Raw genomic sequence first — 20,045 nt, 5'->3', positions numbered from 1 at the left:
GCGGCGTCTCAGCGCGGTCCCGAACGGTCGCGGATCAGGCAGGAGGGGCAAAGATGGACGTTTCGTCCTTGGCAGTGATGGCGGCGGCGATGCTGGCCACCGGTTTGGCCGGCGGGGTGATCGCGGGGCTGCTGGGTGTGGGCGGCGGGATCATCGTCGTGCCGATCCTCGATACGACGTTGGGCATCCTTGGCGTCGATCCGGCGATCCGCATGCATGTCGCGGTGGCGACGTCGCTGGCGACGATCATCCCGACATCGATCTCATCCTCGCGCGCGCACAAGGCGAAAGGCGCGGTGGATGGCGAGCTGACCCGTAAATGGGGCATCGCGATCCTGCTGGGCGCGGTACTCGGCACGGTCGTCGCGTCGCAGGTGCAAAGCGTGGTGCTGTCGGGCGTGTTCGCCACCGTCGCCTTCCTGGTCGCGGCGAAGATGCTGTTGCCGCTCGATCATATCGCGCTCGCCAAGGCGGTGCCGGGGGGGCTGGCCGCGCAGGCGATGCCGGTGGCGATCGGCACGACATCGACGATGATGGGGATTGGCGGCGGCACGTTGAGCGTGCCGATCCTGACGCTCGTCAATTACCCGATCCACCGCGCGGTGGGCACGGCGGCGTTGTTCGGCCTGCTGATCAGCATTCCCGGCACGATCGGCTATATCATCGGCGGCTGGGGCGATCCGCGTTTGCCGATGGGCAGCCTTGGCTATGTCAACTGGATCGGCTTTCTGCTGATCGCGCCGATGACGTGGATTTCGGCGCCGTGGGGCGCGGCGCTGGCGCATAAATTGTCCAAGCGCCATTTAGGGATCGCATTCGGAATTTTCCTGCTGATCGTCGCGCTGCGTATGGCGTGGCGGGTCGCGACGAGCTGAGAAAGATGAAAGGTGACAGGCATGATCATCGAACCAGTGTTTCAGCCCATGCTGCCGATCGTCGGCGGTGGGCGTTTCCCTGTCGGCCGCATCTTTTGCGTGGGCCGCAATTATGCCGAACATGCCAGGGAAATGGGCGATGCGGTGCCCGAACCGCCCTTCTTCTTCATGAAACCGGCGAGCTGCCTGCCCGCGATTTCCGGCCAACTGCCTTATCCGCCGCGCACCGCCGATCTGCACCATGAGGTCGAACTGGTCGTGGCGTTGGGCTTGGGCGGCGCGGACATCGCTGTCGATGCCGCGTTGGCGCATGTGTTCGGTTACGCCGCCGGCTTGGATATGACGCGGCGCGATTTGCAGGGGGCGGCCAAGGACAAACGCCGTCCGTGGGACATGGGCAAAAGCTTTGATGGGGCAGCCCAGGTCGCCGCGATCACCCCGGCGGCGGATGCGGGCGCGATCGACGATGCGGCGATCATCCTGACGGTGGATGGTGCGGAACGCCAGCGCGGGCGGATATCGGACATGATCTGGCCGGTGGCCGCGATCATCGCCGAACTGTCGACCTATATGAAGCTGCTGCCGGGCGACCTGATCTTCACCGGCACGCCGGCGGGTGTGGGGCCGGTGGTGCGCGGCAACCATCTGGCGGCGCGGATCGACGGGCTGGCGCCGTTGGATGTTGAGATCGTTTAGGACGCGGGGGCAGATTGGCTTTTCGCAACGCGCTGAAGCGAGTGCGGTAGAACGCGTACACGCCCTGCTAAACGAATGGTTCTTAGGTTGTCGGAATAAATACTCTCGGGAATGCCCGGAAATGGGGCCTGGGGCGCCAGAATTTTTTTTTGGGAGCCGCGCACCCAAAACTCTCCTGTTCGTCTGTAATGCCCTTCCCCGGACGTATTCGGTGACCGTGCCGTCAATGCGAATGCCGGCTAAATTTGACAGGGTGGAAGGTTTTGGCAGATTGGGCGTCGGCCGACGGTAGTCGGCGCCGTTCGCGTGCCTAGGCGTTCATCATGTCATGACGGATTTGCGTGAGAGCGGGGAGGTCTAACCAGATGGAGAGCATCCATGGCCGATAAGGACCCACAAGACACTGAAATTCTCGCCGTGATTGCGGATGCGGGCGGCAATGGTATCGATCCTCAGGATTTGATCGATGCTCTGACCAGTAGGTACGACATGTCGAGCGTGATCGAAGCACTCCAGCGCGCCATCGAGCGCGGCAGGATTTCGCTTAACAGCGAAGGGATGGTTGTATCCCTCAAACGTGAGTACGCGCACGCGGCATAAGGCCGAAGAGGGGGAGCTGAGTGACAGTTGTGGGGGGGCGTCGCTGGATGCGGCGCGTGTTAGCCGATGTTACAGTGACGAGACGGCTTTAGGGCAGGATCAGCGCAGAGCATTCGAGCGCGATCGCGACCGCATTCTGTATTCTTCCGCGTTTCACCGCCTGGCGGGCATCACGCAGATCGTCCGGGCTGGTGAGCTCGACATCTTCCATACCCGCCAGCAGCACACCTACAAAGTTGCGCAGATAGGCCGCCGACTGGCCGAGCATCGTATCCGAGAGCAGGAGGCTGAGGCCACCCTGCACGGTCTCGATGCGGAAGTTGTTGAGGCCGCGTGCCTTGCTCACGATCTTGGACATCCGCCGTTCGGACATGCTGCCGAAACCGAGCTCGATCGCATCGTCCGAGATCCCAAGGTCGTCGGTGGTAATGATGAGGATGCGGCCGACGACGGCTATGAGGGCAACGCGCAGACTTTTCGAATCCTTACCAAGCTTGCCGTACGGTACAGCAAGGACAACCCCGGTCTTGATCTGACGCGAGCTACGCTTGCAGCAACACTGAAATACCCTTGGTTGCGCGACCTAGACCACGACAAGAAGAAGTCGAAATGGTCCGCTTACGTCTCTGAGGAGCGCGCATTCAGCTGGACCCGCGAGCACTGCACTGGCGACTTCAAGACCGCGGAAGCGGAACTGATGGATTGGGCAGATGACATAGCCTATTCCGTGCACGATCTAGAGGATTTCCATCGCGTCGGTATCATACCGTGGAGCGAAGTCGTTTCCCGTGAAGCGAGCGACGGCATTGTTCAGGGCGCATTGGCTGCTTGGAAGAAGGATCCTGGCCATCCGGCGGATGCCACGCGTCGGCTGTCCGCCGCACTGGAACGTGTTACGCGCAAGCTCGTTCTGTTTCCGAGCGTGACCAAGGAGGCCTACAACGGTGCTAGGGAACAGCGCCGTCAGTTGCGGAACTTCACCTCTCAGTTGATTGGCAACTATGTCCGGGCGATAACGCTCACCAAGGATAGGGGCGGACCAACGGTATCGATCCTGCCCGATGCCGCTGACGAGGTGAGGGTGTTGAAGCACTTTGCCCGCCACTATGTCATCGGGCTTCCCGCGCTGCATGCTCAACAGTACGGTCAGAAGAAGATCGTGCGTGACTTGTTCAAAATCTTCCTCGACGAAGGAAAGTGCGGTAATCTTAAGCTGTTTCCAGCTCGGCTGCGATACATCTGGGAAGACAATCACGAGGACAAGCCTGCACGGTTGGCCGCAGACTGCGTTGCTTCGCTCACCGAGAACGAAGCCTATCAGTTGCATGGGCGGTTCACCGGCTCCGAGAGTGGTTTGGTGCTGGACCCTATCGTCCGCTGATACCATCAATGGGGCTCGCGTTGCCCTTGGAGAGCGATCAAACGACCGCCATTGCCTTTCGATTCCGAATGCGTTCAGGCCGGGCCGTATAGCAAAATCCGGGCGCGATATTCCAAAGTGATATTATCATCGCGCCCAGCTATGCCTTTTATTGATCCCAGAACGAAAGCCGGGTGGCGCCGTGTGGCGCGGCCGTCCGGCGCCATTTCTGGAGACGATCATGACGGCACCCTGGTACGCGCTAGCGAGCTATTCTGCGGGAGGGGCCACGCGGTCCGCTTTTGTGCTGGGTGATACCATGCATGATCTGGCGGCGATTGCCGAGGGGGCGGCGATCAGCGATCGGCTGCGCGGCCGGGTCGGATCGGTCGATGCGCTGGTGCGCGACTGGGAGGGCGTGAAGGACGAACTGGCCGCGCTGGTCGATACGGTGCGGGGCACGACGCTTGAGCCGCTGGCGGTCGTGCCGCTCGCCCCCTTCTTGCCGCATCGTCTGTTCGGGGCGGCATCCAATTATATCGAACATGCCGAGGAAATGGCGACCAAGCTGGCCGCCAAGGCCGACAGCCAGCCTTATATCTTCCTGAAGACGGTCGACAGCGTGATCGGGCCGGATGACACGGTGTTTATCCCGCCCGAAAGCCAGAAGGTCGATTGGGAGGTCGAACTCGGCGTCGTCATCGGCCGGGCGGGGCGGCGGATTACGGTGGACAAGGCGCATGAGCATATCGCCGGCTATGTGATCGTGAATGATGTTTCGGCGCGCGACAGGACGCGGCGTAGCGACTTTCCGTTCTCGCACGACTGGTTTCGCGGCAAGAGTTTCGACAGCTTCACCCCGATGGGGCCGTGGTTCGTGCCGCGCGATTGCATCGGCGATCCGCACGATCTGCGCCTGACCTTGAGCGTCAATGGCGAGATGATGCAGGACGGCAATTCGGGCGAGATGATCTTCAACAGCTATGAACAGATGGCCTATCTGTCGTCGATGCTGATGCTGAAGCCGGGCGACGTGATCGCGACCGGCACGCCCGCCGGCGTGGGCATGGGGCGCGGCATTTTCCTGAAGGATGGCGACCGGATGGTGGCGACCGTCGCCGGCCTTGGCACGCTTGCCAATCCGGTGCGGGCGGAGGTGCTGTGATGCTACGTAGGCCAAGCATATTGGCCGCGGTGGCGGCGATCGCATTGACCTTGACTGGCTGCGGCGCGGAAGCCGGCGGCGACAAGGAGAAGGTGACGTTCAACATGTCATGGTTGCCGCAGGGCAGCATGAGCGGCGTGATCGCGGCGATCGACAAGGGCTATTATGCGGATGCCGGACTCGACGTGACTGTCGTGCGCGGTTTTGGCGGGATCCGCACCGCTAACGAGCTTGATCAGGGGATGTTCGAGTTCGGCTATGGCGACCCGATTTCGGTGGTGCTCAACCGCAACAATGGCGGCAAGACCAAGATGGTCGGCACGATCAACACGCGCTGGCCGGCGGGGCTGTGCTACATCAAGGAACGCCACACGATCGATAAACCCGCCGATCTGGCGGGGTTGACCCTGGGCGGCGGGCAGAGTTCGCCGATGCAGGCGCTGGTGCCGGCCTGGCTCACGCGCAATGGCGTCGACAAGGACAGGGTGAAGCTGCTCCAGCTCGATCCGGCGCTGGTTGTCACATCTTTGGTCGAAGGCAAGATCGACGCGGGCGAATGCTGGGAAGGCAACAGCCTGCCCTTGTTCCAGAAGCGCGCGAAGGAAGCCGGCGTCACCCTGGGCATGATCCCGTATGCGGCGTTCAACCTCGACATGTATGGCAGCGGCATCCTGACCACCGAAAAGATGCTGAGCGAGAAGCCGGAGACGGTGAAGAACTTCCTCGCCGCGACCTACCGGGGTTACGAATATGCGGCGGCCAACCCCGATGAAGTCGTCGGCATGATGGTCAAGCGCTTCCCGATGCTGGACCCTGCGATCACCAAGCAGCAGATGGTGGAAACCACCGCGCTGATGAAGGATGGCGCGGGCACGCTCAATCCGGCGCGCGTCGCCAGTTCGGTCGATTTCCTGAAAGCCGCTTATGCGTTGAAGGGCGAGATTGCGCCCGCCGACGTGTTCGCCGGCGCCGGCCAGTAGGAGGGCGCGCAATGTATCGCCCCAAACCCGACAAGCTCGGCCACCTTGTCCTCAAGGTTCGCGATATGCAGGTGTCGCTGCCTTTCTATCAGGATGTCGTGGGGCTGGAGGTGTCCGACTGGATCGACGATCGGATGGTGTTCCTGCGCTGCGGGCAGGATCATCATGATCTGGCCCTGTTGCAGATGACGCCCGATGAAATCGCCGGCCATGTGCCGGGGAAATCGCCGGTCGAGCATTTTTCCTACCATGTGGCTGACGTGGCCGAGATCGAGGCGATCGCCGCGATGCTGGTGGAACGCGGCGTGCCGATCGACCGGGGCATCGGCAAGCATGGGCCGGGGGCGAACAGCTTCCTCGTGTTCCGCGATCCCGATGGCAACAATGTCGAATTTTATTCGGACATGATCCAGGTCGGCCCGGATTTCCCGGCCCATGATCCGCAGGTGTGGGACGGGCAGGAGATGGCGACGTTCGATCGCTGGGCGCTGGACCATTTCCTCGTCCCGCCACCGGCGCGGATCCAGAAGCTGCTCGATCGCGACGGGGGAGAGTGACCATGGCGGCGGGGGCGAAACCGCAATCCAATCCGCTGATCGCGGGGGCTTTTTTCGTGGCGCTGGCGGCGCTGTGGGAAGGCGGCGTGCGCTGGTTCGAGGTGAAGGCCTATCTGCTGCCGTCCTTGAGCGATATCGGCGTCGCGTTCTGGAATGCGCGCGCGATGCTGTTCGATCACGGGCTGATCACCCTGGGCGAAGTGCTGAGCGGGTTCGTTGCGGCGGCCGTGCTGGGGGTGGCGCTGGCGGCGGTGATCCATGTCATCCCGATCGCGCGATCGACGCTCTATCCGATGGTGATCGCGTTGCAGAGCATCCCCAAGATCGGCCTCGCGCCGTTGATGGTGGTGTGGCTGGGCTATGGCTTCGGATCGAAGCTGGTGATGGCGTTCCTGTTCGCTTTCTTCCCGATCGTGATCGCGACCCTGGGGGGATTGGCGGGCGTGCCGGCCAATCTGGAGGAACATTTCCGGGCGCTGGGCGCGAGCCGCTGGACGATGTTCCGCAGGCTTCAGGTGCCCGCCGCGATGCCCAATTTCATGGATGGCTGCAAGGTGGCGATGCCGCTGGCGGTGATCGGCGCGATCGTGGGTGAGTTCGTCGGGTCGAACAATGGGCTGGGCAACGTCATTCTGCTCGCGACCGGATCGTCGCAGACGGCGCTGACCTTTGCGGCATTGCTGGCGGTGACCTTGCTGTCGCTGGCCTTGTTCTACGTCGTCGAGCTTCTTTCCAAATTCATCTGGTGGCGGGCAATCTGATGGGCGTTGCGATCAGGGTCGATCAACTGACCAAATATTATGGCGGCCCCGGCGGCACCAAGGCGCTGGAGGATGTGAGCCTGGCGATCGAGGATTGCGAGTTCATTTCGATCATCGGGCCATCGGGCTGCGGCAAAAGCACCTTGCTGCGCATCCTGGCCGGGCTGCACGGGTTCGACAGCGGGACGGCGACGATGTTCGACGAAGGCGTCGATCGGCCGCGCGATGATGTGGGGGTGGTGTTCCAGACATCGAACCTGCTGCCCTGGCTGACGGTGACGAAGAACCTCACGCTCGCGCTGGAGATCCGCGGGGTCAAGGCGGCGGCGGATGCCGCGGACGTCGCGGCGATGATCGACCTGCTCAACCTGAAGGGGTTCGAGGACAAATATCCGCACGAATTGTCCGGCGGGATGAAGCATCGCGTGGCGATCGGCCAGGCGTTGATGCAGAATCCGCGTGTGCTGCTGATGGATGAGCCGTTCGGCGCGCTCGATGCGCTGACCCGCGACCGGCTGAACATCGAATTGCTGCGGCTGTGGCAGCGCGATCGCAAGACGGTGCTGCTGATCACCCACAGCATTTCCGAAGCGGTGCTGCTGTCCGATCGCGTGCTGGTGCTGTCCGAACGGCCGGGGCGGCTGATCGCCGACCTGAAGATCGATCTGCCGCGCCCGCGCGATCCTTCGATCACCCGCGATCTGCCGGCGTTTGGCGATCATGTCGTCGAACTCAGCCGGATCATGGGCGTCGTTTAATCTCGGGCCATTTAATCTGGGGAAGTTGCCATGCCTGTCCTGACGATCGGCCAGAGCGAACTTTATTATGAGGATGCGGGCGAAGGGCCGGCGATCGTGCTGGCGCACGGGATCGGTGGCAATCATGCCAGCTGGTTCCAGCAGGTGCCGGTGTTCGCGCGATCTTACCGTGTCATCACCTTCGACCATCGCGGATTCGGCCGTTCGACCGATGCGGAAAATGCCGGCCGGGCCGCGTTCGTCGGCGATCTTCTCGCCTTGCTCGATCATCTGGGCATCGAACAGGCGGTGCTGGTCGGCCAATCGATGGGCGGCGGGACGTGCATCAGCTTTGCCGCGGCCCACCCCGATCGGGTGCGTGCGCTGGTGATCGCATCGTCGCTGCACGCGATCGCCGAGGCGGACGATGTGGCGCCGCTGATGGCAGCGGCCCGCGCGGCGACGGCCGATATGCCGCAACTCGATCGCGTGCTGGGGGCGGATTTCCGCGCGGCGCAGCCCGTACAGGCCGCGCTTTATGCGGCGATCGCCAGTTTCAACCGCGCCGATCGGCACAATCTGGCGGGCGCATGGCCCGCGCTGGTGGCGCCGCACGCGGTGGGTGGCGGCAAGCCCGTGCTGTTTCTGGCAGGGATGGGCGACGTGCTGTTTCCGGTGGCGGCGGTGCGCGCCACGCAGGCGCGCGTTCCCGGATCCTTCCTTGTCGAAGTCGATGCCGCACATTCGGTGTTTTTCGAGCGCGCCGCCGAGTTCAACGACAGCGTGCTGAGTTTCCTTGCCGCCTGCGGCATCCGGGGCGTCCGCCGTAGCGCGCACAGCAATGCGGCCGGCTACACCGCGCCCGCGCAATGACCGCGACGAGCCAAATTTCAAAGGACTGCATATGACCGACCTAACAGTGGCCCAGGCGCTTGTGACTTCGCTCCGCGACATGGGGGTGCGGCATGTGTTCGGCGTGCCGAGCGGCGGCTGGGTCGATTATATGGAAGCATTGCGCACCACCGACGGGATCGATTTCGTCCTGACCAGCCATGAAGGCGGGGCCAGTTTCATGGCCGATGTGTGCGGGCGGCTGACCGGGGTGCCGGGCGTGTGTTTCGGCACGTTCGGGCCGGGCGCGACCAACCTTTCCACGGGTGTGGGTGGCGCCACGCTCGATCGATCGCCGCTGATCGCGCTGACCGACGAAATGACCGCGCCGATGCGGACCCGCACGACGCAGATGGGCATCGACCATCAGGCGCTGTTCCGGCCGATCACCAAATGGACGACACGGCTGGAGGCCGGATCGGTCGGTGCGACCTTGGCGGAGGCGGCGCATGTCGCGGTGTCGGGCCGGCCGGGGGCGGTGCATATCGGCTTGCCGGTAGGGCTGAGTGCCGCGCAGACGATGCAGGTGGCGGGTGCGCGCCCCGTGCCGGCGGTGCCCGCCAAGGCGGATGCGGCGGCGATCGACGCGCTGGTCGCGGCGTTTGGTGCTGCCGAAAAACCGATCCTTGCGATCGGGCTGGGCGCGGTGCGCGCGGGGGTCGCGGACCAGGTGATCGCGCTTGCCGAACGCTTCGGCCTGCCGATCGTGCTGACGCCGATGGCCAAGGGCATGGTGCCGGAAACGCACGCTCATTATGCCGGCGTGTTGTTCCATGCGCTCAGCGATGTGGTGGGGCAAACCCATGCCGAAGCCGATCTGGTCGTCGCGATCGGCTATGATCCGGTCGAGTTCAATTTCGAGGGCTGGATGCGCGATGGCCTCGCCATCGCCAATGTGGACGTCGAGCCGGTCGATATCGACACCGCCAAGCATCCGGTGGCCGCCGATGTGACGGGGGATATCGCCACCAGCCTCGATGCGCTGCTGGCGCTGGATGCCGCGCCCAAGGGCTGGAACATGGCCGCCGTGGCCGCGCGCATGGCCGGCATGTTCCAGCGGCTGGCGCCCGACAGCAACCGTTTCGGCCCGTGCGCCGCACTGGATGTGTTGCGCGATGTGCTGCCGGCGGATGGCATCATGGCCTGCGATGTCGGCGCGCATACCCATCTGATCGGGCAGAAATGGCCGACCCCGGCACCCGGCACGCAGATCATGTCGAACGGCTGGTCGTCCATGGGGTTCGGTGTTCCGGCCGCGATCGCCGCCAAGCTGTGCCGCCCCGACACGCCGGTCTGTGCCGTCGTCGGCGATGGCGGTTTCCTGATGACGGTGGGCGAACTGGCGACGGCGGTGCGCGAAAAGCTCAACATCGTGATCGTCGTGTTCACCGACAATGATCTGGCGCTGATCCGCATCAAGCAGGAAAAAAAGGCTAATCCGATCTACGGCACGCCGGTGCGCGCGACCGGCACGATCGGTGGCCCGTCGCTGTTCGGGGTGCCTGTCGTCACCGTCGCCGATCCCGATGCGCTGCGCGCGGCGCTGGCGGATGCGTTTGCCGCCGACGGCCCGGTGATCGTCGAAGCGTTGCTCGACAGCCGCGAATATGACGGTCTCGTCCTCCATAAGGACAAGCCGTGATGCTGATGCCGCCGAACGCGAAGCCTTCGCTGCTGATCGGCGGCGTGTGGCGAGGGGCGGACGCCAGCATGGCGGTGGAAAACCCCTATAACGGCGCGGTGATCGCGCATGTCGCGTGTGCCACCGAGGCGGACGTCGCCGATGCCATCGCCAGCGGGTTGCGCGGGCAACGGGACATGGCGCGGCTGAGCACCGGCGCGCGGGCGGCGATCCTGCACCGTGCGGCGGATGCGCTGGCGGCCGATGGCGCGCGGTTCGCCGCGATGATCACGGCCGAAACCGGCAAGACGATCCGGGCGGCGACCAAGGAAGCGGCGCGCGCGGTCAACACGCTGCGGCTGTCGGCCGAGGAAGCGACCCGGCTCAACGGCGAGACGATCGCGTTCGACAGCTTTGCCGGGGGCGAACAGCGCAGCGGCTTTTACGCTTATGAACCGGTCGGCCTGATCGCTGCGATCACTCCGTTCAACGATCCGCTGAACCTGGCCTGCCACAAGCTTGGCCCCGCCTTTGCGGCGGGCAATGCGGTCGTGCTGAAGCCGGCCGATCAGGCGCCGCTGACCGCGATCATGCTGGCGGAATTGCTGCTGGATGCAGGGCTGCCGCCCGAAGCGCTCAACCTGCTGACCGGTTATGGCCGCGATTTCGGCGGCGCGCTGGTCGGGTCGGACGATGTGGCGATGGTGTCGTTCACCGGCGGCGCGCGGGTAGGCGCGGAAATTGCGCGCACCGCCGGGATCAAGCGGATCGGCATGGAACTGGGCGCGAACTCGCCGGTAATCGTCGCCGCCGATGCCGATCTGGAAAAGGCGGCGGCGGCCTGCGTTTCCGGCGCATTCTGGGCGGCCGGGCAGAATTGCATCGGCGTGCAGCGCATCTTCGTGCACCGCGCGATTTATGCCGCGTTTCGCGATTTGATGGTGGCCGCCGCCGCCGCCCTGGTGGTGGGCGATCCGATGCTGCCGGAAACCGATATCGGCCCGATGATCGGCCGTAGCGAAGCCGAACGGATGGCGCGTTGGACGGCCGAGGCGGTTGCCGCCGGTGCGGCGCTGTGCACCGGCGGCCATCGCGAAGGGGCGGTGTTCCATCCGACGATTTTCGAACAGGTGCCGGGCGATGCGCGGATCGTGGCCGACGAAGCCTTCGGCCCGGTCGTCAGCCTGTTTGTGTATGACGATCTGGACGATGCGATCGCGGCTGCGAACGAAGCGCCTTATGCGATCCATGCGGCGATCTTCACGGCCAGCATCAACGATGCCCACCATGCCGCGCGCGCTTTGCAGGCGGCCGGGGTGATGATCAACGATTCCACCGATTACCGGCTGGATGCCATGCCGTTCGGCGGGGCCAGGCGCGGCAATATGGGCCGCGAAGGCGTGCGTTTCGCGATCCGCGAAATGTCGCAGACCAAGGTTGTGTGCTTCAACCACGGCTGAGGCCGCGATTTGGCCCTCGTCGGCGCTGTTCCAATATGCTGCAAGGGTGTCGGCGCGATCCTTTGTCGTGCCACGCCCGTCATTTGGGGGCGGGCCGCGCACGCCTGCCGCGCTATGTAAATAACATATTGAATAACAATGATATTGGTGCTGATCCTGCGGTGGCGATCGTTATCACGAAAACATATATGTAGATGTTACAATATTATTATTCACATATGATCAGCCCCCATAGTCTCGCTGCTGACTGGTGCTGCTGGTCGATGGAGGAACACCGGACAAGCCCGCAAGAGAGGCGCACCGTTATTCTGCCGGCAGCGGGATTCTGGCAAAGGGGGTTGGGTGGTGAAGATCGCTTTTCAGAAAATTCGGATGGCATCGCTGCTGGGCGTGGCAGCCATATTGGTGATGCCGGGCGCGGCATCGGCGCAGACGACCGCCGATCAAACCGGGGCGGATGCCGGCGGATCGCGGCTGGGTGATATCGTCGTCACCGCGCGCAAACGCGAAGAGCGGCTGCAATCGACGCCTTTGTCGGTGGCGGCGTTCAGCGGCGATCAGCTCGCCAAGGCGGGGGTCGACGATTTTTCGGAAATCGCGAACCGGGTGCCGGGCTTTACGCTGAACCCCGACAATATCACCGAACCGAATATCTTCCTGCGCGGCATCGGCACCGATATCGAAAGCGCTGCATCCAGTGCGGCGATCGGTTTCTTCCTCAACGACGTCTATTTGCCGCGCGCGCAGGGCACTGCGATCGAACTGTTCGACCTGGAACGCGTGGAAGTGGTGCGCGGGCCGCAGGGCACCTTGTACGGCAAGAATGTCGTCGGCGGCGCGATCAACTTCGTCACGCGCAAGCCGACGGATGAGTTCCGCGCCGGGGCCGAAGCCGGGATCGGCAATTATGGCGGCTTCGAACTGAAGGCCAATGTCGCCGGCGGGCTGGGCGAAGGGCTTTCGGGCAGCATCGCCGCCAGCGGCCGCCGCCACGATGGCTATGCTTACAACACCTTCACCGGCAATGATGTCGAAGATCTGTCGTCCTTCGGCGTGCTGGGGCAGTTGCGCTACCAGCCGAACGAAAGCGTGGATATCCTGCTGACCGGCGATCTGACGCGGCGGCGCGCGCGCGGCAAATGGGTCGATATCCAGATCCCGTCCGATCATAATATCCCGTTCGTGAACCCCGATCGGCGCCGTGGCCCCAACAATATCGATGGCAAGCAGGATGCCGATCTGGGCGGCGTGCACCTGAGCGCCAACTGGGATACGGGCAAGGGCACGCTGACCTCGGTCACCGCCTATCGCGAAGGCACGTTCAAGGCTGTCAACAACGATGCCGGCAGCTTCATCGATTTCACCAAGCTGATTTTCGGCCCCGATGGCCGGATCGATTTCGGCGCGATCGATCATTCGCTGTTCAACGACGATTATTACATCAACGACAAGCATGAGAAGGTGAACAGTTTTTCGCAGGAATTCCGGTATCGTTCGGATTTCGACGGGCCGTTCAACTTCCTGGCCGGCGTCTATTACCAGCATGAAAAGGTCGATCGCACCGAAATCGCCGATTATATCTTCGTCGAATATTATGCCCAGGGTAAGGAAATCGCCGAAACGCGGCTCAAATCCGATACCTATGCGGCCTTCGTCGAGGGCACCTACGATATCACCGATACCGTCGGGCTGACCGCGGGCATCCGCTATACCAAGGACAAGAAGCGGTTCTCGGTCTATCGCGAGACGATCGGCGATTTCCTGGGCGCGCCGTTCGAGGATGAAGCGGGCAACCCGACCAACGCCTTTTCCGCATCGTCGAAGAAGAACTGGGATGCGTGGACGCCGAGCGTGAACCTGCACTGGCAGGCGACCGAAGATGCCTATGTCTATGCGCTGATTTCCAAGGGCTATAAATCGGGCGGCTGGAACGGCGAAAACGCCACCAATCCCGGCGAGGCGCGCGCCGCTTATGATCCCGAATATGCGCTCAACTATGAAATCGGCGCCAAGACGACCTGGCTGGACGATCGGCTGCGGGTGAACCTGACCGGCTTCTGGACCGAATATAAGGACCTTCAGACGCAGCAATTCGTGATCTTCGATCCGAACCTGCCGGCCGACAACGTGATCAGCAACGCCGGCAAGGCGCGGGTGAAGGGGGTCGAACTGGAAACCGCGGTGGTGCCGGTCAACGGGCTGACGCTGTTCGCCAACTACACCTATATGAAGGCCAAGATCACCGGCGATCTGATCAGCACCGAATTGCAATATGATCCGGACTGCTTCTGTTCGGTGCCGGTGGCGACCAACCTGAAGGGCAATGTGCTGCGCCGTTCGCCGAAAAACTCGTTCAGCATCGGCGGCGATCTTACGCTGCCGCTGAACGACCGGTTCGACGGTTTCCTGCGGGCCGACTATAACTGGACCGACGATTTCTTCTTCGACAACGAAAATGGCCTGCGCACGAAACAGAAATCGGTCGGCCTGCTCAACGGTTCGATCGGGATCGCGACCAGCGACAATAAGTGGGAATTCCGGATCTGGGCCAAGAACCTGACCGACGAACTGTATGAATCGGGCAAGTCCGACGTGATCGGTTCGGTGCTCGTGTCCTACGCCCCGCCGCGCACCTATGGCGCGTCGCTCAAGTGGAAATACTGATCTGAAAAGGGCGGGCGGGGGCGGCGGATGCCGCCGCCCCTTGCCGCAACGCCCCGAATTGCGGTTCTATCGCGCAAGGCAAGCATTCCCCGAAACATCATGCAGGCGGGCCGGGACGATCCGTTCCCGATGCTGCCCAGGCCCAAGAGGAGAATCCCGTTGACCCCAACCGCCCAGACCGCCGCCGCCAGCCGGTTCCGGCACTTTGTTCTGGCCGGTTGCGCCAGCATCGTGGCGATCGCAGGGGGCTCGACGGCATGGGCGGCCGAAACGGCGGCGCACAGCGATGGCGCGATCAAGATCGATATCCGCGATCCGGTGGTGAAGGCGTGGCACGATGTGACCTATGATCGCAAACCGCCCATGCCGGTGCCAGGCAAGGATTACGGGATCGACCCCAAGACGGGCGCGTTCGTCCATCCCAAGGCGACGCCGCTGGCCGAAGGCCGCGCGCCGTTTCCCGGCCAGCTCGATCATTGGGAGCAGAAGGCCTATGCCAAGAATATGGAGGTGGTGGCCTTCTACCCGCAGGTCGCATCGCCCTTCCACACCTGGCAGAATATCGCGGATTTCGACGGCAAACGGTATCTGTACGTCTATGATCGCCACAATCTGAAGGTGTTCGACATCACCGATCCGGCCAAGGCCAGGCTGCTGTTGACCAAGGGGCAGAGCTGGACCGGCAAGGGCGGCGGGACGGTGGTGAACCCGTTCCCCGAAGGCGAGATGATCGGCGCGGCTTCGATCCAGTGGAGCCGGGATCTGGGCAAATATATCATGGTCCAATCGAACGAGGTGCAGCGCTTCGGCATCTTCGAAGAGAAGATGAACGAGCCGGACGGCGTGGAAAAGATCGGTAAATGGCCGTATCACAAGGGGTTCAACGTCTATGTGATGAACGGCCCGCTGCCCGACCAGTGGGAAAAGATCGCGACGCGGACGACCGACTATAAGCATCCCGATGCCAGGCCCGGCCATCAGCAGGGTTCCGGCTCGCTCGACGTGCCGGCTTGGTTCGGCGGCAAATATATGTTCCTGTCGTCGGCCCCCGACGACAGTTTCGGGCTGACCGAATATCCCAATTATCTTTATTCGCCGGGCTACCAGTCGTGGGACATGTCGGACCCGAAGAATCCGAAATTCCTCCAGCAATTTTCGGTTCCCGGCCAGATCGTCGGCGATCAGGCGGAGGCGGACGCTTATCTGAAAAATCCGCGCGCGGGGAACCGCACGTCGTGGATGGGATCGCGCATGCCGATCTTCATTCCCAAGCCCGTCGAAAAGGGTGGGACGGTGGGCTTTGCCGCGATGGGTGGGCTGGGTTTCTACGTCCTCGACATATCCAACCCGGCGGACATCAAGGTGATCAGCCATATCGACATGGTGCCCAAATTCGCCGGCACCGAGGCGGATAATATCGACGTCAGCCAGTATGAACGCACCGGCTTCATCTTCATGAACGGTTATCCGATGAACGATGACTGTTTCGAGCCGTACAAGGATATCTTCGCGATCGACGTGCGCGACCTGAAGAATCCGAAGATCGCGGCGACCTTCCCCCGCCCGACGCCGCCCGAAGGCGCACCGTTCAAGGATTTCTGCGAACGACGCGGCAGTTTTGGCCCCAAGCGGCCGGGCTATTTCACCCAGCCGGGCCGCGCCCGCGACGGGCTGGTGCCGTACGCCTTCTACAATGCCGGCGTGCAGCTGTTCGACGTCAAGGATCCGGCCAAACCAACCATCGCGGCTTATTATGTGCCGCGTTTCCCGACCGATGCGGAGGCGCCCGAATATGTGAAGGGCAATCTGGGCTATGGCATCTATGTCGAATATGATCGCAACATCATCTGGCTGTTCACCAACCACGGCATCTATGCGCTGAAAAGCCCGCTGCTGGGCGAGCCGAAGAAGGGCGTGCCGGCCAAGCCCTGGCCGCCGCGCGACTGATCGGGGCCAAGGGGGTGGCCATTCCGGTTCAGGACGCGGTGGAAGGTTTGGCCGTAGGCGCCTTCCACCGGCGGCTGCTGGCGCTGGTCGGCGGGATCATCCTGCTCGACGGGTTCGATATCCAGCTGGCGGCCTTTGCCGGGCCGGCCATCCTGAAGGACTGGGGGCTGACGACGGCGGCGCTTGCCCCGGCGATGGCGGCGGCGCTGGTGGGCATGGCGATCGGCACCGGGGTTGGCGGCGCGATCGGCGACCGGATCGGTCGGCGGCCAGCCTTGATCGCCAGCGTCATCTGGTTCGGCGTGACGGCGATGCTGACGGCGTTTGTCGGCACCGTCACCCAGTTTGCGATCCTGCGCTTCATCACCGGGCTGGGGCTGGGGGCGGCGGTGCCCAATGCCACCGCGCTGGTTGCCGAATGGATGCCGGCGCGGCTGCGGGCCTATGCGGTGACGGCGGTGATCGTGGCGGTGCCGTGCGGCGGGATGATCGGCGCGGCGCTGGCATCGTGGCTGATACCCGCATTTGGCTGGCACGCGGCGTTCGCGCTGGGCGGGGGGCTGCCGCTGGCGCTGGCGCTGATCATGGCGCGGGGGCTGCCGGAATCCCCGATCTTCCTGGCGCGCAAGGGCGGGGCGGATGCACGGATTGCGGTGCTGCTGGCCAGGGCGGGCGGGATGTTCAGCGGAAATTTCGCACCGCCGCCCGCGATTGCCGGCGGGGGCGGGGTATATGCCGCACCGCTGACCCGATCGGCGATCGGGCTGGGCATCGCCTTTTTCGCGTCGATGCTGGCGCTTTACGCATGCCTCAGCTGGATTCCGGTGCTGCTGTCGGGCGCCGGATTTCCGCTGGCGCAGGCGATTCGCGGGGCGATGATCTTCAACCTGTGCGGGGTGCTGGCGTCGTTCGCGGCGACATGGGCCGTCCCGCGGCTGGGATCCCGGCCCACCTTGCTGCTGGTATGCGCGGTTGCGCTGGCCGCGACGGGCGCATGGGCGTGGCTGTTGTACGCGCCGGGCGTGGCGCCGGGCGCGATCCTGATCGGCGTGGGCGCGGCGGGCGCGGGCATCGTCGCGGTGCAGGTGATGCTGTATGGCCTTGCGGCGGCGGTGTTCCCGGTCGAATGCCGCGCGGCCGGAATCGGCTATTCGGCGAGCATCGGCCGCATCGGCGCGATCGCAAGCGCGCTGGGCGCCGGGCTGGTGCTTGGGTTGCCGGGTGGGCCTGCGTTATTCTTCACGATGATCGGGGTCGCGATCATCGGTATCGCATTGGGCGTGGCGCTGGTCGACCGGCACCCGCCAACGCGCGCGGTGACACGAATGCAGGCAGGGATGGCGAAAAGCGATGCATGATGTTGTGAGTGGCGCGCCGCATGTCCCGACGCCGGAAACGGCCGCCGGGGTGGAATCGCGCGAAGGCGGATTGCAGCGCGGCCTGAGCCAGCGGCAGTTGACGATGATCGGTATTGGCGGCGCGATCGGCACCGGGCTGTTCATGGGCAGCGGCCTTGCGGTGGGTTATGCCGGGCCGGGGGTATTGCTCAGCTACATCATCGCCGCCGCGATCGCGCTGGTCGTGATGTACAGCCTGTCCGAAATGGCGGTCGCCCATCCGACGGCGGGATCGTTCGGCACCTATGCCGAACAATATGTGTCGCCGCTGGCCGGGTTCGTCGTGCGCTACACCTATTGGGCGACGATGGTGATCCTGATCGGCAGCGAAGCCGTGGCGATCGGCCATTATATGGAATATTGGATTCCCGGCCTGCCGATATGGGTGTCGACCGCCGCGTTCGGGGCGGGAATATTGTGGGTGAACACGCGTGCGATCGGCAATTTCGGCAGCGTCGAATATTGGCTGTCGGCGATCAAGGTGACGGCGATCATCGCCTTCATCCTGTTCGGCCTCGCCAGTATCTTGGGGCTGGGCGTGCCGGCGAAGGGCATCGACAATTATTTCGTCGCGGGCGGGCCGCTGCCGTTCGGTTTTGGCGGGGTGTGGATGGCGGTGCTGATCGCGATCTTTTCCTTTTTCGGGATCGAAATGATCGCGGTGGCATCGGGCGAGGCGGAAGATCCGCAGAAATCGGTGCCGCACGCGATGAAGACGATGCTGATCCGGCTGGTGCTGTTCTACATTCTGGCGATCGGGATCATCGTCGCGATCGTGCCGTGGACGGAAAGTGGCGCGAAACTGGTGACGCAAAGCCCGTTCGTCAAAGTGTTCGCCGGTTTCGGCTTTCCCGCCGCCGCCCATGTGATGAACTTCGTCGTGTTGAGTGCGGCGCTGTCGGCGATGAACAGCAGCCTCTATATGGCCAGCCGCATGGTTTTTTCGCTGGCGCGCGCGGGCCATGTGCCGGCGGGGCTGGGCGTGCTGAGCGCGCGCGGCGTGCCGGTGCGCGCGACCGTGCTGTCCAGCGTCGGCGTGGTGATCGCGGCGGGAATCGCCTTGTTCAGCCCACGCGCGTTTCAATATCTGGTCGGCATTTCGCTGTTCGGCGGGTTGTTTACCTGGATCGCGATCCTCGTCACCCATTTGCGGTTCCGCAAGGCATCGCCCGATGCCGCGCGTGCGGTGCGCGCGCCCTTATACCCGGTGCTCCAGCTGGCCGGGCTGGCGCTGCTTTTCGCGATTTTGGTGACGATGGCGCTGGATAGTGAGTTCTGGAGCACGGCGGTGATGGTCGGCGTGCCATGGCTGCTTTTGTGCTGTGCCGTTTACGCAATCAGGCGCGCGGGCCGCGCCTGATCGGATTGGCGCATCGCCGGTCCGCCGCCCCGACGATGCCGATCAGTCGCCGGCTTCGGCCAGCTGCGCCAGATAGGCATCGTCGACGATGCGGACACGGCCATTGGCCAGTTCGATCACCCCGGCTTCGGCCCATGCGGCGAGCTGACGGTTGATATTTTCGCGGCTCATCCCGACGAAATTGCCGAGTTCGCCCTGGCTGAGATCGCCTTCGAGGCGGTGGCCGTCGGTGTTCTTGTCGGTCAGCCGCTTGAGGAAGCGCGCCAGGCGCGGGCCTGTGGCAAAGGCGCGATCGGTTTCGATCGTCATGTCGGTATCGCGCAGCCGCCGTGCCATATCGCGCAACATGCGCAAGGCCACCTTGGGGTGGTTTTCCACGAGGCGCTCGAATGCGGCGCGGCCGATGCGCAGATAGCGGCCGGCATAACGCGCAGTGGCTGATGCGGTGCGCGGCAGGCCATCAAGCAGGGCGATCTCGCCCAGCACCGCCCCGCGTTCGGCATAATCGAGCACGATTTCCTGACCGTTGGGCGCGATCATGCTGACCCTGGCGATGCCCCCCAGAATGACGACCGCGGCATCGCCATCATCACCCTGCCGCAGAATCGTTTCGCCGACCTTCATCGAATGCATGCTGCACGATGCGAGCAGATCGGCCAGTTCGTCGGTGGAGCAGGCCGCCAGCACCGAATTGGGCGGCAGCATCGCGGCGATTTCCTGGACGTTCATAGGCATGGGCCTTCATCTTGCCGGCCGATGCGCGCGAACGGGAAAACAACTGCGCCGCGCCCCAAACGCAACACGGTGGCGCGACGAATCACCTTCTAGTTCCGTTCGCCGCATCGGGCTGTGATCGTCGTCACAGCATAGCCCAACAGATGAAAGCCCGTCATCCCAAGATCATAATTCGCAGCATCGGATTAACGATCGGCAAAGCTTGTTTGGTTAGACTGCCTGCAAATTACGTCGACTGG

General features: G+C 63.6%; 17 protein-coding genes. 16 read left to right on the top strand and 1 reads right to left on the bottom strand.

Translation table 11 applies throughout. The annotated features are described in order from the left end of the window. The first annotated feature begins 53 nt into the window (after positions 1–53). The 16 genes from KC8_RS11420 (at position 54) to KC8_RS11345 (ending at position 19,071) form a co-directional block, all read left to right on the top strand. The gene (locus KC8_RS11420) at positions 54–875 is read left to right on the top strand and encodes a sulfite exporter TauE/SafE family protein (protein WP_037496437.1); all 822 of its coding nucleotides are present in this window, start codon (positions 54–56) and stop codon (positions 873–875) included. A gap of 21 nt (positions 876–896) precedes the next feature. Beyond that, the gene (locus KC8_RS11415; RefSeq protein ID WP_010126294.1) at positions 897–1,571 is read left to right on the top strand and encodes a fumarylacetoacetate hydrolase family protein; all 675 of its coding nucleotides are present in this window, start codon (positions 897–899) and stop codon (positions 1,569–1,571) included. Positions 1,572–1,949: 378 nt separating this feature from the next. Beyond that, complete coding sequence (locus KC8_RS11410) at positions 1,950–2,171, top strand: hypothetical protein (RefSeq protein WP_010126293.1); 222 nt, start codon at positions 1,950–1,952, stop codon at positions 2,169–2,171. Further along, entirely contained in the window at positions 2,149–3,552 is a 1,404-nt protein-coding gene (locus KC8_RS11405) for a deoxyguanosinetriphosphate triphosphohydrolase family protein (RefSeq protein WP_198360941.1), read from the top strand. The genes KC8_RS11410 and KC8_RS11405 overlap by 23 nt, the downstream gene beginning before the upstream one ends. A 220-nt stretch (positions 3,553–3,772) precedes the next feature. Then, a complete protein-coding gene (locus KC8_RS11400; protein WP_050805434.1) occupies positions 3,773–4,696 on the top strand; it encodes a fumarylacetoacetate hydrolase family protein in 924 nt (307 codons plus the stop codon). After that, positions 4,696–5,676, top strand: a complete 981-nt coding sequence (locus KC8_RS11395; protein WP_037496433.1) for an ABC transporter substrate-binding protein — start codon at positions 4,696–4,698, stop codon at positions 5,674–5,676. The genes KC8_RS11400 and KC8_RS11395 overlap by 1 nt, the downstream gene beginning before the upstream one ends. 11 nt (positions 5,677–5,687) lie before the next feature. Then, positions 5,688–6,233, top strand: a complete 546-nt coding sequence (locus KC8_RS11390) for a VOC family protein (protein ID WP_010126288.1) — start codon at positions 5,688–5,690, stop codon at positions 6,231–6,233. Between the two features lie 2 nt (positions 6,234–6,235). Then, the gene (locus KC8_RS11385; RefSeq protein WP_010126286.1) at positions 6,236–6,994 is read left to right on the top strand and encodes an ABC transporter permease; all 759 of its coding nucleotides are present in this window, start codon (positions 6,236–6,238) and stop codon (positions 6,992–6,994) included. Further along, the gene (locus KC8_RS11380; RefSeq protein WP_010126285.1) at positions 6,979–7,752 is read left to right on the top strand and encodes an ABC transporter ATP-binding protein; all 774 of its coding nucleotides are present in this window, start codon (positions 6,979–6,981) and stop codon (positions 7,750–7,752) included. Before KC8_RS11385 ends, KC8_RS11380 begins: the two co-directional genes overlap by 16 nt. 30 nt (positions 7,753–7,782) lie before the next feature. Beyond that, complete coding sequence (locus KC8_RS11375) at positions 7,783–8,604, top strand: alpha/beta fold hydrolase (RefSeq protein WP_010126284.1); 822 nt, start codon at positions 7,783–7,785, stop codon at positions 8,602–8,604. Between the two features lie 31 nt (positions 8,605–8,635). Next, the gene (locus tag KC8_RS11370) at positions 8,636–10,264 is read left to right on the top strand and encodes a thiamine pyrophosphate-binding protein (RefSeq protein WP_010126283.1); all 1,629 of its coding nucleotides are present in this window, start codon (positions 8,636–8,638) and stop codon (positions 10,262–10,264) included. After that, a complete protein-coding gene (locus KC8_RS11365; protein WP_010126282.1) occupies positions 10,264–11,703 on the top strand; it encodes an aldehyde dehydrogenase family protein in 1,440 nt (479 codons plus the stop codon). Before KC8_RS11370 ends, KC8_RS11365 begins: the two co-directional genes overlap by 1 nt. Before the next feature lie 345 nt (positions 11,704–12,048). Next, positions 12,049–14,367, top strand: a complete 2,319-nt coding sequence (locus tag KC8_RS11360) for a TonB-dependent receptor (RefSeq protein WP_138956713.1) — start codon at positions 12,049–12,051, stop codon at positions 14,365–14,367. Positions 14,368–14,526: 159 nt separating this feature from the next. Next, on the top strand, positions 14,527–16,314 hold the full coding sequence (locus KC8_RS11355) for a hypothetical protein (protein WP_010126279.1): 1,788 nt from the start codon (positions 14,527–14,529) through the stop codon (positions 16,312–16,314). Positions 16,315–16,328: 14 nt separating this feature from the next. After that, entirely contained in the window at positions 16,329–17,672 is a 1,344-nt protein-coding gene (locus KC8_RS11350; protein ID WP_010126278.1) for an MFS transporter, read from the top strand. After that, positions 17,665–19,071: an amino acid permease gene (locus tag KC8_RS11345; RefSeq protein ID WP_010126277.1), complete on the top strand. Its 1,407-nt coding sequence runs from the start codon at positions 17,665–17,667 to the stop codon at positions 19,069–19,071. Before KC8_RS11350 ends, KC8_RS11345 begins: the two co-directional genes overlap by 8 nt. Before the next feature lie 42 nt (positions 19,072–19,113). On the opposite strand, the gene KC8_RS11340 is transcribed toward KC8_RS11345, so the two are convergent. Beyond that, complete coding sequence (locus KC8_RS11340; RefSeq protein WP_232455522.1) at positions 19,114–19,806, bottom strand: Crp/Fnr family transcriptional regulator; 693 nt, start codon at positions 19,804–19,806, stop codon at positions 19,114–19,116. Between the last annotated feature and the right edge of the window lie 239 nt (positions 19,807–20,045).

It is taken from the genome of Sphingomonas sp. KC8 (assembly GCF_002151445.1).
Taxonomy (GTDB): Bacteria; Pseudomonadota; Alphaproteobacteria; order Sphingomonadales; family Sphingomonadaceae; genus Sphingomonas_E.
The sequence above is the reverse complement of the archived record's forward strand: the minus strand, read 5'-3'. Positions and strand labels throughout refer to the sequence as shown.

Coding starts and splice junctions, on each gene's coding strand:
- KC8_RS11390 (WP_010126288.1), top strand. CDS start 5,688: ATGTATCGCCCCAAACCCGACAAGCTCGGCCACCTTGTCCTCAAGGTT.
- KC8_RS11340 (WP_232455522.1), bottom strand. CDS start 19,806: ATGCCTATGAACGTCCAGGAAATCGCCGCGATGCTGCCGCCCAATTCG.
- KC8_RS11375 (WP_010126284.1), top strand. CDS start 7,783: ATGCCTGTCCTGACGATCGGCCAGAGCGAACTTTATTATGAGGATGCG.
- KC8_RS11400 (WP_050805434.1), top strand. CDS start 3,773: ATGACGGCACCCTGGTACGCGCTAGCGAGCTATTCTGCGGGAGGGGCC.
- KC8_RS11410 (WP_010126293.1), top strand. CDS start 1,950: ATGGCCGATAAGGACCCACAAGACACTGAAATTCTCGCCGTGATTGCG.
- KC8_RS11365 (WP_010126282.1), top strand. CDS start 10,264: ATGCTGATGCCGCCGAACGCGAAGCCTTCGCTGCTGATCGGCGGCGTG.
- KC8_RS11385 (WP_010126286.1), top strand. CDS start 6,236: ATGGCGGCGGGGGCGAAACCGCAATCCAATCCGCTGATCGCGGGGGCT.
- KC8_RS11395 (WP_037496433.1), top strand. CDS start 4,696: ATGCTACGTAGGCCAAGCATATTGGCCGCGGTGGCGGCGATCGCATTG.
- KC8_RS11420 (WP_037496437.1), top strand. CDS start 54: ATGGACGTTTCGTCCTTGGCAGTGATGGCGGCGGCGATGCTGGCCACC.
- KC8_RS11345 (WP_010126277.1), top strand. CDS start 17,665: ATGCATGATGTTGTGAGTGGCGCGCCGCATGTCCCGACGCCGGAAACG.
- KC8_RS11370 (WP_010126283.1), top strand. CDS start 8,636: ATGACCGACCTAACAGTGGCCCAGGCGCTTGTGACTTCGCTCCGCGAC.
- KC8_RS11415 (WP_010126294.1), top strand. CDS start 897: ATGATCATCGAACCAGTGTTTCAGCCCATGCTGCCGATCGTCGGCGGT.